Genomic DNA, 11945 nt, shown 5'->3' on the forward strand with positions numbered 1-11945 from the left:
CTCTAAAATTAGCATCGCAGACCGGACGACAACAAGTATTGCCGATGTCGACAAGCACCCATCCTTGTGGATAGCGGTTGGTTGCGGTGGAGCTGATCTGGCGCTTATTCGTGGCGCAGCGCGTCGATCGGGTCGAGCCTGGCGCCGCGCAGCGCCGGGAAGAAGCCGAACACCATGCCGATCAGCGCCGAAAAACCGACGGCGAGCAGGATGACCGCCGGGCTCGGCGCAAACGGTATGGCCAGCGTTGCCGAGGCGAGGCCGGCCAGCGCCAGGCCGATCAGGATGCCGATAATGCCGCCGAGCAGCGACAGCACCGTCGCCTCGACCAGGAACTGGATGAGGATGTGCTTTTCATGCGCGCCGATGGCGAGCCTGATGCCGATCTCGCGGGTGCGCTCAGTGACCGAGACCAGCATGATGTTCATGATCCCGATGCCGCCGACCAGCAGGCTGACGCCCGCGACGGCGCCCAGCATGCCGGTCATGGTGGTGGTGGCGCTGGCCATGGCGTCGGCGATCTGGGTCATGTCGCGGATCGAGAAATCGTCTTCGCGGTCCGGCGTGATGCGGCGGGTGTCGCGCAAAATGTCCTCGACTCGCGGCTGCAATTCGGTGGTCGGGGTGCGGTCGTCGGCGGCGACGTAGATGTTGTCGATGTCGCGGTTGCCGGCGATGCGGCGCTGATAGGCGGCAAGCGGCATCAAGACGACATTGTCCTGGTCCTGGCCGAAGCCGGTATAGCCCTTGGGTTCGAGCAGGCCGATGATCTTGCACGAGGTGCGGTTGACGCGGATGATCTCGCCCTCGGGTTCGCCGGCGCCGAAGAATTGCTGGCGCACCGTTTCGCCGATCAGGCACACGCCGGTGCCGGAGCGTGTTTCCGAATCCGAGAACGGGCGGCCCGACACCAGCTTCCAGTCGCGGGCGTCGAGATAGGCGCTGTCGGTGCCGGTGACCCCCGAGGTCAGGCTCTCGGTGCCGAAGATGACGCGGACTTGTTTCTGCGACGCCGGCGCAATGGCGCGCGCTCCGGTCAGGTGGGCTACGAGGGCGGCTACATCCTTGTCGGCCAGAGGCCGTACCGCCTGGTCGAGCCCGCCTGGTCCGCCGGTGCCTGCCGGGCGGCCGGAACGGACGACGAGCAGGTTCGAGCCGAGCTTGGCGATGTCCGACTTGACCTTGGCCGTGGTGCCCGAACCGATGGTCAGCATGGCGATGACGGCGGCGACACCGATGACGATGCCGAGCAGCGTCAGGAACGAGCGCAGCACATTGCGGCGGATGGAGCGCAGAGAGAGGCGGACGGTTTCCCAGATCATGACGCCAACTCCGACTTGGCCGTGTCGGACGCGACGTGGCCGTCGAGGAAGCGGATGGTGCGCTCGGCATAATCGGCGACATCGGCCTCGTGGGTGACCATGGCGATGGTCAAGCCGAGCTCCCGGTTCAGCCGCGTCAACAACTCCATGATCTCATGCGTGCGGGCGGTGTCGAGATTGCCGGTCGGCTCGTCGGCGACGAGCAGCGTCGGCCTGGTGACGATGGCGCGCGCGATCGCCACGCGCTGTTGCTGACCACCGGAGAGTTCGGCCGGCGTGTGATGTTCGCGCCCGACCAGGCCGACCTCCGCCAGCGCCTGCATGGCAAGATCGCGGCGCTCGCGGGCCGGCGCGCCGCGATAGATCAGCGGCAGCTCGACATTTTCCGCCGCCGTGGTGCGCGGCAACAGATTGTAACCCTGGAAGACGAAGCCGATATAGAGATTGCGCAGAAGCGCCCGGCGGTTGCGGTCGAGCCGCCCGGCGTCGATGCCCATGAAGGAGTAGGTTCCGGCCGTCGGCGTGTCGAGGCAACCGATGATGTTCATCGCGGTCGATTTGCCCGAACCGGACGGGCCCATGATGGCGACGAATTCGCTACGCTGGATGGCGAGGTCGACGCCGGCCAGCGCATGGACCTTGGCTTCGCCCTGGCCATAGCTCTTCCAGACCGTGTCGAAACCGATGAGGCCCGCGGCCATGGCGTCAGCTCCGCAGCTGCGAGGTCGTGATAACCTCTGCACCTTCATCCAGCCCGGAGGTGATCTCGGTCAGTTCGCCGTCGGTGGAGCCGATCTTGACGTTGACCGGGTGCGGCCGGCCGTTCTCCAGCACATAGAGCGTGCGTGAGCCGTCGGTGGGCGCCTTCACCGGCTGGCGGCGGTTGCCGCCACGGCCCATGCGGCCGGTGAACAGATCGCTGAGGCTCCACGCGCGCGCGGCCTGCTGCGCCGGGCGGTAGCGGAAAGCGGTGGACGGCACGGTGAGCACGCTCTTGGCCTGCCTGGTGACGACCGAAACCGTGGCGGTCATGCCGGGCCGCAGCAAAAGCTCGTTATTGTCGACTTCCAACCGTGCATTGTAGGTGACGACGCCGTCGGTGGTGACCGAGGCGTAGGAGATGTCGCGGATCTCGGCGTCGAACGGCCGCTCCGGAAAGGCATCGACGGTGAAGCGTGCATGCTGGCCTGGTTTGACCGCGCCGATATCGGCCTCGTCGACCGCCGCCACCAATTCCATGTTCCTCAAATCGGCGGCGATGATGAACAGAACCGGCGCCTGCAGCGAGGAGGCGACCGTCTGGCCGGGGTCGACGGAACGCGTCAAGACGATGCCGTCAATCGGCGCATAGATGGTGCTCTTGGCAAGGTCGGTCTGCTGCGCCTTGAGATCGGCCTGGGCGATGGCGAGATTGGCCTGCGCACTATCGAGCGCCGCCTTGGAGCGGTCGCGCGTGGCAGTCGCCGCCTCGAGCGACTGGTCGGTCGCCATGCCACGCCTGGTCAGTTCGGCCGCGCGGGTGAGGGCGCTTTCGTTCTCCTTCAGGGTTACCGTGGCGTCCTCGACATTGGCGGCAGCGGCCTTGGCCGAGGCTTCGGCGCGTTCGATCTGGACCTCGAGTTTCACCGTGTCGAGCGTCGCCAGCACGTCGCCCTTCTTGACCTGCTGGTTCTCTTCGGCCGAGACCGAGCGGATGATACCGGACAGCTCGCTTGAAATGTCGACCTGGGTGAGGGGCTGCAGCGTGCCGGTCGCCGAAACCGCGACGGTGAGGTCGGCAATGGTAGCCGGCGTGGTGGTGTAGTCGATCTTGGCCGGGGAGCCGGCATACCACTGGTAGCCAGCGAGGCCGCCGGCAACGGCGATCAGCGCCAGCAGCGCGTAAAGCCAGCCACGACGGCGCGTCTTGCGCACGCCGCTCTGATCAAGCCCGAGCGCCGCCTCGATGGCGGAATCCGATTCCGTCTTTGGCAGATTGACAAGCTGGTCCACGCCGGACCCCTATGAAAGCGTAATGTCCCTAGTTGTGCACAGATCAGGCTTGGTGGTTCGAATATCAAATTAAATTTCGGCCATGTTCGGATTGAGGCGGAAGGTTTTTCAAGATGCAGACCCGCAATTACTTGCTCTACGATGTGTTTACGACGGAGCGGCTGGCCGGCAATCCGCTGGCTGTCGTGCTCGACAGCCAAGGGCTGGATACAGCCGCCATGCAGGCCATTGCGCGCGAGTTCAACCTGTCCGAATCGGTCTTCGTCCTGCCGCCGGACAATCCAAAACATCGCAACCGCATCCGCATTTTCACGCCCGACTATGAGATGCCGTTCGCCGGACATCCGACAGTTGGCGCCGCGATCGCGCTGGCTGAACTGACGGGCGAGGGCGACGCCGGCATCTTCGTGCTGGAGGAGAACATCGGCCCGGTGCGCTGCGCCGTCAGCTGGCACGATGGCGCCACCTTTGCGGAGTTCGACCTGGCGAAGCTGCCGGAACCGCTGAAGCTCGACGCCGATTCGCAAGCGATCGGCGCAGCCCTTGGCCTGGCGCCGCACGAGATCGGCTTCGAGAATCACCTAGTGTCGTTCTGGTCGGCAGGCGTGCCTTACGTCACCATTCCGGTCGCCAATCTGGAGGCTGCGGCCCGGGTCAAGCTCGACAACCAGGCCTGGTCGGAACTGGCGCCGCGCAAGAGCGAATGGGCCTTCGCCAGCCCGTATGTCTATTGCCGCCAGACGGTGAACCATGACAGCGCCTTCCATGTCCGTATGATCGTGCCGGGCACGCCGTCCTATGAAGACCCGGCGACCGGGTCGGCGGCGGCGGCCTTTGCCGGCGCCATCATGCAGTTCGATGGCCCGACCGACGGCATTTCGCAGCTGTGGATCGAGCAGGGGCTGGAGATGGGCCGCCCTTCGCGCATCCGCCTCGAACTCACTGTCGAAGGCGGAAAACTGGCCTCCGCGCGCATCGGCGGCCATGCGGTAAAAGTGGCGGAAGGCAAGCTGTTCGTTTGAGTGGCCCGTGGCTGAGATCGTCGCTGTCGGCGATCCTTCACGCCCCCCTCTGTCCTGCCGGACATCTCCCCCACGAGGGGGGAGATCGGATGTCGCATTGGCTTTCGCCAATCTCCAACGCCGAAAGACAGGCGAAACGGCAAGGCTGCCAATCTCCCCCCAAGTGGGGGAGATGCCCGGCAGGGCAGAGGGGGGCGCTGTCCCGCCGCCGACTCTGGTTTTTGCTTCGCTGCAACACTCGAAACCGAAGCCCGGAGCGATTTGTCGGGAAATGATTCCGGCAGGGCTGGACAGGACCGGTATCGGCGGCTATATGCCCGCCAACGCCGGTTTTTACCGGTCGAGTGGGTGCGTAGCTCAGTTGGTAGAGCAGCTGACTCTTAATCAGCGGGTCCACAGTTCAATCCTGTGCGCACCCACCAAATTTCTAGAAGAGTTGGTGGAAGACCTTGGAATGCCGGACGCGTTGACGCGCCTCGACATGCCTCAATCATGGGGCAGGTTTGCCTTAAACTCGGCGGCCGGTAAGCCGGTGCGCTATTTGGCGAAGGAGTGAAGGCCGCGCTGGATTAAGAAAAGCCCGGAAGCCGAAGCCGCCATCAATTAAAGCCAGTTTGAAACCACGGACTGGTGTCATACCCTAAGCGCGGATTATAATGATCCAGGAAGTTTTCGGCCCTATTTGACGGTCGCGCAACCACGGTGCCTGTCGATTTGCAATCCGGTTTCGCGGTCGGCTTGCTGCCAGCCTTCTTATGAGCTGTAGAACACGAGGTTGTAGCCTGAGCGGTGGCCACCTTTTTCTTCTCTTTCGCAACAGCTGCTCCGGTAGCGGCCAATACTATTGCTACGCCAAAGACAACGAGTTTCATTGAAAACGCCCTCACCCTGCACAATCCGTAATGATTGCGCCTGGTCACCGTTACGTCAATCACATTTTGTCGGCAACGGCGGCGAATAGTGCCAGTAAAAAGAGCCCACCACAGAAGCAGCGGGCCAACCCCCAGGTGGGGAATCTTTCAGCGGCCGTGCTGTTCGAGCCACCAGCCTGGAATGCCAGTGACCGGCCCGACGATGGTCAGTGAAGGTTCGGGCCGGCGCCCTCCCGTCAAATCGCTCTAGCTACTTCTCTGACACGCCAGCCTCGGCAAAACTCGCCATCCTCGCATGGCATTCCAGTGCCGAGCGGACGATGTTGACGGCGAGGCAGGCGCCGGAGCCTTCGCCGAGCCGCATGCCGAGGTCGAGCAGCGGCGGCAGGCCGAGCGCTTCGAGCAGGCGGCGGTGGCCGGATTCGGCCGAGACATGGGCGGCGATGGTGTGGGCGAGGCCTGAGGGGTGCAGTCGCGCCAGGGGCGCTGCCGCTGCCGTGCAGACGAAGCCGTCGAGCAGCACCGGGACGTTCTTGCGGCGGGCGGCGAGCGTGGCGCCGAAGATGGCGGCGAGTTCGCGGCCGCCAAGGGCGGCGGCGATCTTCAGCGGGTCGGACAGCGCGTCGGCATGGCGCTTAAGGCCGGATTCAATGGCGGTGACCTTGCGCTTCAGCCCGGCATCGTCGACGCCGGTGCCGCGCCCGGTCCATTTTTCAGCGCCGCCGCCGAACAGGGCGGTCGAGATGGCGGCCGCCGGCGTGGTGTTGCCGATGCCCATCTCGCCGAAACAGACGAGGTCGAGGTCGTTCGTCACCGCGTCATAGCCAGCCGAGACGGCGGCGAGGAAGTTTTTTTCGTCCATTGCCGGCACGTCAGTGAAGTCGCCTGTCGGATGATCGAGATCGAGCGGGATGACGTCGAGTTCCGCGCCGGCGATGCGGGCAAGCTGGTTGATGGCGGCGCCGCCGCCGGCAAAATTCGCCAACATCTGCACGGTCACTTCCGACGGGAAGGCCGACACGCCCTGCGCGGTGACGCCGTGATTGCCGGCGAACACGAAGACTTTGACGCGATCGAGTTTCGGCATGTCGCGGCCCTGCCAGCGTGCCAGCCAGGCGGCGAGGGTTTCCAGCCGGCCCAGGCTGCCTTGCGGCTTCGTCAGCGTGTCCTGGCGGCGGGCGACTGCATTGGCGGCGGTATCGCTGCCGGCAGGCAGATCGAAACAGGCGGCGCGCAGTTCATCGAATGATTTGAAGGGCATGGGGGAAGGAATCTCCGGGGAAGAATCAGGACAGGGAAATGGAAGCGACGAGCAGGACAGTGATCTCGCCCAACTGCTGCAGGGCGCCGATCGTGTCACCGGTGTGGCCGCCAATCTGGTTGAGGCAGAGCGCGCGCAAGGCGCTGAACACGAGAGCGAGCAGGATCAGTGCGGCAAAGGCGCCGCCGAGCCCCAGAGTCAGAAGCGGGATGGCCCCGAGCACGGCGCCGAGAACAGCTGTCTGGGTCGAGACGGTCCCGGCGCCGGCAGACAGGCCGTCACTGCGCGCCGCCGGCGCCAGATGCATGAACGCGCCGAGCAGGCCGCGCGATGCGGCGTGTGCGGCGATCAGCGCGAAGAGCACGCTTGTCGGATTGGCCAGTTGCGACAGCGCGCTCCAGCGGATGAGCATCGACAGGCCAAGAGCTGCTGCGCCATAGGCGCCGATGCGGCTGTCGCGCATGATCTCCAGTTTTTTATCGCGCGTCTTGCCGCCGCCAAAGCCATCTGCGACATCCGACAGCCCATCCTCATGCAGGCAGCCCGTGGCGAGCAGGGTTGCTGCAAGCGCAAGGGCGGCCGCCGGACCGGCGGCGAGGCCGAGCTTAATCCCGATAGCGTAGACGACAGCGCCGACCAAAGCGACGGCGAGGCCGGCGACAGGCGCCGCCCAGATCGCATCGGCCAGGCTGCGGCCACGAAGGTCGAAGACCGGCAGCGGCAGGCGGGTGAAGAAGACGAGGCAAAGCGCGGCGTCGTCGAGCGCTTGCCGGGGCGAGGGCACGGAGGTCATGCGCCCCTCGCAATGGCGTGGAAGAAGGTGCCGCTCACATGGCCGCGGCGATAGCCGGAGGCGCCGAGTGGATTGCCCTGGCCGTCGGCGAGGTCGGCCAGCGGCTCATCATTGCCGGTGGCGATCATCTGCGCATAGTGGAATTCATGGCCACGGATCAGCGCGCCTTGCGGCCCCAGCGGACAGGCGGCGCGCAGGCGTGCCTCGCGGTAGCCGAGGTTCATCTTGCGCTTGGCAAAGCTGGTGGAATGGCCGAGCAGGCCAAGCATGGCGTGCGTCTCGCCGGCCGCGTCCTCCAGCGCTTCGCCCAGCACCATGAAGCCGCCGCACTCGCCATGGATGGGTTTGGTCTCGGCAAACCTTGCCATGCCAGCTCGGAAATTGGTCGCCGCCGCGAGGCGGCCGGCGTGAAGCTCGGGATAGCCGCCGGGCAGCCAGCAGACATCGCAATCCTGCGCCGGTGCTTCGTCGGCGAGCGGCGAGAACGGCACGATCTCGGCGCCGGCCTGACGCCAGTGGGCGGCGACGTGCGGATAGAGGAAGGTGAAAGCGGCATCTTCGGCGAGTGCGATGCGCTGGCCGGGCGGCTGCAAGGCATGTTCGAAACTGCCTGATGCCGGCGAAAACGGCGCGGCCAGCGCCATGATGGCGTCAAGGTCGAGGGATTTCTCGACCATGTCGGCGAGGCGGTCGAGATGCGTCATCAGGTCGGCATATTCGCCGGCCTGGACGAGGCCGAGATGGCGCTCCGGCAAATTGAGCGTGGGATCGCGCAGGATGGCGCCGACGACCGGCAGGCCGAGCGTTTCGATCGCCTCGCTGCACAGCTTGCGGTGGCGCTCGCTGCCGAGACGGTTGAGCACGATTCCGGCCATGCGCACATCCGGGTCGTAGGTGGCAAAACCCTTCGCGACGGCGGCCGCCGTCGTCGACTGTCCCGAGACGTCGAGCACCAAAAGCACCGGCAGGTGGTAGAGCCGCGCCAGATCGGCGGCCGAGCCGGTGCGGCCTTGTCCGGCCGGGATGCCGTCGAACAGGCCCATGGCGCTTTCGAGGAAGATAAAATCGGCGTCCTCGGTGGCATTGCCGGCCAACGCGTTGAGCAGGTCAGGCGACATCGCCCAGCTGTCCAGGTTGACGCCGGACAGACCGGTGGCGGCGGTATGAAAACCCGGATCGATATAGTCGGGGCCGGACTTGGCGCCGCGCACCTTGATGCCGCGCCGGACGAGCGCGCGCAAAATGCCGATGGTGACGCTGGTCTTGCCGGAGCCGGAACGCGGCGCGCCGATGATGATGGCGCGGGTCATGCGTTACCCGCCAGCGCTGCGCGCATGGCGACGATGCCGCCGACGACAATGAGGGCCGGCGAGGCCAATTCCGCCGCGGCGGCCGCTTCGGAAATGGTGGCGAGTGTCGCGACGACGGTCCGCTCCTGCGGTGTCGTCGCCGAAACGATGACAGCCGCCGGCGTCGACGGCGCCAGCCCGCCTTCGAGCAGCGACGCGGCGATAACAGGCAGATTGGCCATGCCCATATAGATGACCACCGGCTGGCCGGTGCGGGCGATCGCGCCCCAGTCGAGATCGTCATCTGTGCCGGCGGCATGACCTGTCGCCAGGATGATCGCCTTGTTGATGCCGCGCATGGTTGCGGGAATGCCGGTGGCGGCCAGCGCGCTCAGCCCCGATGTCAGGCCGGGCATGACGCGGAAAGGGATTTTTTCGCGCGCCAGCGCCAGCGCCTCTTCGCCGCCGCGGCCGAAAATATAGGGATCGCCGCCCTTCAGCCGGACGACGCGGCGGCCCTCGCGTGCCAGCCGCACCAGCAAAGCGGTGATGTCGTCCTGCTTCATCGACGGCTTGCCGCCGCGCTTTCCCGCAAAGAACAGCTGGGCATTGTCCGCAACGGCGACAACGTCAGAGGAGACCAGCGCGTCATAGACCACAGCGTCGGCCTCGGCCAATGCCGCCAGCACTTCCAGCGTCAGGCAGCCGGGATCGCCGGGACCGGCGCCGGCCAGCCAGACATGGCCCGGCTCAAGCCGGCGCGGCTTGAAGTTCAGCCGTGCAAGCGCCTGTTCGAGCATCGGGTTTTCGCTTTTGGTCTTGCCGCTCACAAACCGTCCCGCCCGCGAAAACGCCGCTGGTAGTGGGCGTCGTACAATGAACTCTCGCCAAAACCTTCCGCTGCCAGCGAGCGGCCGACGAAGATGATCGCCGTGCGCTCCATGGGATCGGCGGCGAGCAGCGCCTCCATGGTCGCTAGCGTGCCGGTCAGCACGCGCTCGTCCGGCCATGAAGCGCGAAAGACGATCGCCACCGGGCAATCGCCGCCATAATGCGGCGACAATTCGGCGACGACGCGATCGATGGCGTGGATGGCGAGATGAATGGCCAGTGTGGCGCCGGTGCGGCCGAAGCCGGCCAGCGTTTCGCCCGGCGGCATTTTCGAGGCGCGGCCGGAGACGCGGGTCAGCACCAGGCTTTGCGCCACCTCGGGAATGGTCAGTTCGCGGCGAAGGGCTGCGGCTGCGGCGGCGAAAGAGGGAACGCCCGGCGTCAGCGTGTAAGGAATGCCGTGTTTTTCCAGCCGGCGGATCTGCTCGGCCACGGCGCTCCACACCGAGAGGTCGCCGGAATGCAGGCGGGCGACATCGTGGCCGGCCTGGTGGGCTGTCACATATTCGACCTCGATTTCGTCGAGTGACATCGGCGCCGTATCGATCAGTTTGGTCCCCGGTGCGCAGTGTTGCAGCAATTCCGGCGCGACGATCGAGCCGGCATGCAGACAGACCGGGCAGCTTGCCAGCAGCTTGGCGCCGCGCAGTGTGATGAGGTCGGCGGCGCCGGGACCGGCGCCGATGAAATGCACGGTCATGGCGCGTCTCCGCTGATGGCGATGGCGCAGGTGACCGGGCCGAGCACGGTGCGTGGACCAAGCAGCTTCGCACCGGGGCCGGCAACGGCAAGGGCGGAGGCTTCTGAGACGGAGGGTGTGCCGGCGAGATCCTGCGAGAGATCGGATTTGCTGAGTGCCTCCGGCGAGACGGCCTGAAGTGCTGCGTCATCAACGATGATGACGGGAAGGTGAAGCGTGCGGCCAGCGGCAGAGATCGCTTCTTCGTCTTTCTTGAGCGCGGCGGTCGCCAAGGCCGACAGCGCCGTTATCGCCAGCCCGTGCGCTTCGAGGGCGGTTTCGATCGCCGCGAGCACGTCTTCGACGCTCACGCCCTTCCGGCTGCCGATGCCCGCCACCATCATGGCTTCACCCAGCTCCACTGGGTGACCGGCATGGCCGGGCGCCAGGCCTGCATCGAACCGACAGGAGAAGCGCGGGAAATGGTGATGCGGGTAAGGTCGCCGCCGCGCTTGATGTGCTCCGCGAGAAGCAGCGCCTCCATCTCCAGCGTCACCGCATTGGCAACGAGACGGCCACGGGATGGCAGCGCCTTGATGGCGGCGTTCAGTACGCCGGCGTCGCTGCCACCTCCGCCGATGAAGATCGCATCCGGCGTGTCCAGCCCGGCCAGTGCCTTGGGCGCCGACCCTTCCACCACGACAAGACCGGGCACGCCGCAATGCGCGGCGTTGCGGACGATGCGGGCGGCGCGGTCGCTGTTGGCCTCGATGGCGATGGCGCGCATCGAGGGGTGAGCGAGCATCCATTCGATGCCGATGGAGCCGGAACCGGCGCCGATGTCCCACAGCAATTCGCCACGCCTCGGCGCCAGCGCCGCAAGCGTGATGGCGCGGATGTCGTGCTTGGTGATCTGGCCGTCGTGCTCGAACAGATGGTCGGCGCGGCCAACGGTCAGCGGCAGGATGCGGGCCTCTTGTGTCGATTCAAGCTCAAACGCCAGCACGTTGAGCGGATTGATGTCTCTGAGATCGAAAGCGTCGGCACGTGCCGAGCGAAGCTTCTCGTTCGGTCCGCCCAGCGCTTCCAGAACGGTCAGCCGCGAACCGCCGAAGTCGAGCTCTACGAGCAGGCGCGCTATTGTCGCTGGCGCGTCGCCGTCCGATGTCAGCGCCAGGATGCGCGCCCTGGGATGCAGCAGCGGCCGGATCAGGTCGAGCGGCCTTCCATGCAGCGAGATCGTCTCGATGTCCTGCAACGCCCAGCCGAGCCGGGCGGCAGCCAGCGAAATCGCCGATGGCGCGGGGATGACATGCATCTCTTCAGGCTTGACCTTGCGGGCAAGGGTGGCGCCGACCCCGTGGAAGAATGGATCACCGGAGGCGAGCACGCAGACGCGCCGGCCGGCCAGCGCCAGCACGTCTGCCATGTCGGCATCGAATGGCACCGGCCATGGGCGCTGCTCACCCTTGATGAGCGAAGCCACCAGCGCCAGATGCCGCTTGCCGCCGAAGACGGTCTCGGCGTCAGCGATCTGCCGCTTGGCCTCGTCGCCGAGACCCGCTAAACCGTCCTCGCCGATGCCGACGATTGCGAGCCATTTTGGCGTGGGCTGTTTTTTTGACATGTCGCGCCGCCCCTCATTCGCCTGAGGCGTTCGTCGTTCGAAAAGTCAAGCAATTGACTTTTCGTCTGCCAGCCAGACCACTCCTCACCTCCCCGTGTGGTGACGGGGAGAAGGGAGACGCTCCGGCGCTGACGCCTCCCTCTCCCCGTTCTTCACGGGGAGAGGGTAGGGGTGAGGGGCAGCGCCGACGCTGTTCA

12 protein-coding genes and 1 tRNA gene are annotated in these 11945 nt (G+C 65.9%); 2 read left to right on the forward strand and 11 right to left on the reverse strand.

Translation table 11 applies throughout. The features are described from left to right. Positions 1-104 precede the first annotated feature (104 nt). From NKJ64_RS18765 to NKJ64_RS18775, 3 genes are read right to left on the reverse strand one after another with little or no spacing between them, the layout of a single operon-like run. Complete coding sequence (locus NKJ64_RS18765; RefSeq protein WP_023685173.1) at positions 105-1322, reverse strand: ABC transporter permease; 1218 nt, start codon at positions 1320-1322, stop codon at positions 105-107. Continuing rightward, positions 1319-2023, reverse strand: a complete 705-nt coding sequence (locus NKJ64_RS18770; RefSeq protein ID WP_023830150.1) for an ABC transporter ATP-binding protein — start codon at positions 2021-2023, stop codon at positions 1319-1321. The genes NKJ64_RS18765 and NKJ64_RS18770 overlap by 4 nt, the downstream gene beginning before the upstream one ends. A 4-nt stretch (positions 2024-2027) precedes the next feature. Beyond that, positions 2028-3314, reverse strand: a complete 1287-nt coding sequence (locus NKJ64_RS18775) for an efflux RND transporter periplasmic adaptor subunit (protein WP_023712690.1) — start codon at positions 3312-3314, stop codon at positions 2028-2030. Positions 3315-3427: 113 nt separating this feature from the next. Between NKJ64_RS18775 and NKJ64_RS18780 the strand changes: the two genes are divergently transcribed. Both NKJ64_RS18780 and NKJ64_RS18785 read left to right on the forward strand, forming a co-directional pair. Further along, the gene (locus NKJ64_RS18780) at positions 3428-4336 is read left to right on the forward strand and encodes a PhzF family phenazine biosynthesis protein (protein ID WP_023830151.1); all 909 of its coding nucleotides are present in this window, start codon (positions 3428-3430) and stop codon (positions 4334-4336) included. A gap of 346 nt (positions 4337-4682) precedes the next feature. Beyond that, positions 4683-4758: transfer RNA gene (locus NKJ64_RS18785), tRNA-Lys, on the forward strand. A gap of 177 nt (positions 4759-4935) precedes the next feature. On the opposite strand, the gene NKJ64_RS18790 is transcribed toward NKJ64_RS18785, so the two are convergent. The 8 genes from NKJ64_RS18790 to NKJ64_RS18825 all read right to left on the reverse strand — a co-directional run bounded on the left by NKJ64_RS18790 (position 4936) and on the right by NKJ64_RS18825 (position 11748). Beyond that, positions 4936-5208, reverse strand: a complete 273-nt coding sequence (locus NKJ64_RS18790; protein WP_155922523.1) for a hypothetical protein — start codon at positions 5206-5208, stop codon at positions 4936-4938. Between the two features lie 250 nt (positions 5209-5458). Further along, a complete protein-coding gene (gene cobT / locus NKJ64_RS18795) occupies positions 5459-6469 on the reverse strand; it encodes a nicotinate-nucleotide--dimethylbenzimidazole phosphoribosyltransferase (protein WP_023830152.1) in 1011 nt (336 codons plus the stop codon). Between the two features lie 25 nt (positions 6470-6494). Next, on the reverse strand, positions 6495-7262 hold the full coding sequence (cobS, locus tag NKJ64_RS18800) for an adenosylcobinamide-GDP ribazoletransferase (RefSeq protein ID WP_031203590.1): 768 nt from the start codon (positions 7260-7262) through the stop codon (positions 6495-6497). Next, a complete protein-coding gene (locus NKJ64_RS18805) occupies positions 7259-8572 on the reverse strand; it encodes a cobyrinic acid a,c-diamide synthase CobB (RefSeq protein WP_023827326.1) in 1314 nt (437 codons plus the stop codon). The genes cobS and NKJ64_RS18805 overlap by 4 nt, the downstream gene beginning before the upstream one ends. After that, positions 8569-9351, reverse strand: coding sequence for a uroporphyrinogen-III C-methyltransferase (gene cobA / locus NKJ64_RS18810; RefSeq protein WP_196813900.1), 783 nt, complete (start codon positions 9349-9351; stop codon positions 8569-8571). Before cobA ends, NKJ64_RS18805 begins: the two co-directional genes overlap by 4 nt. A 26-nt stretch (positions 9352-9377) precedes the next feature. After that, positions 9378-10142 carry a precorrin-4 C(11)-methyltransferase gene (gene cobM / locus NKJ64_RS18815; protein ID WP_023830154.1) on the reverse strand — a complete coding sequence of 255 codons (765 nt, stop codon included), beginning with the start codon at positions 10140-10142 and terminating at the stop codon, positions 9378-9380. Beyond that, a complete protein-coding gene (locus NKJ64_RS18820; protein ID WP_352463128.1) occupies positions 10139-10525 on the reverse strand; it encodes a cobalamin biosynthesis protein in 387 nt (128 codons plus the stop codon). The genes cobM and NKJ64_RS18820 overlap by 4 nt, the downstream gene beginning before the upstream one ends. Next, a complete protein-coding gene (locus tag NKJ64_RS18825) occupies positions 10522-11748 on the reverse strand; it encodes a bifunctional cobalt-precorrin-7 (C(5))-methyltransferase/cobalt-precorrin-6B (C(15))-methyltransferase (RefSeq protein WP_023690314.1) in 1227 nt (408 codons plus the stop codon). Before NKJ64_RS18825 ends, NKJ64_RS18820 begins: the two co-directional genes overlap by 4 nt. Between the last annotated feature and the right edge of the window lie 197 nt (positions 11749-11945).

The sequence above is a fragment of the Mesorhizobium sp. M0062 genome, from assembly GCF_040323125.1.
Taxonomy (GTDB): domain Bacteria; phylum Pseudomonadota; class Alphaproteobacteria; order Rhizobiales; family Rhizobiaceae; genus Mesorhizobium.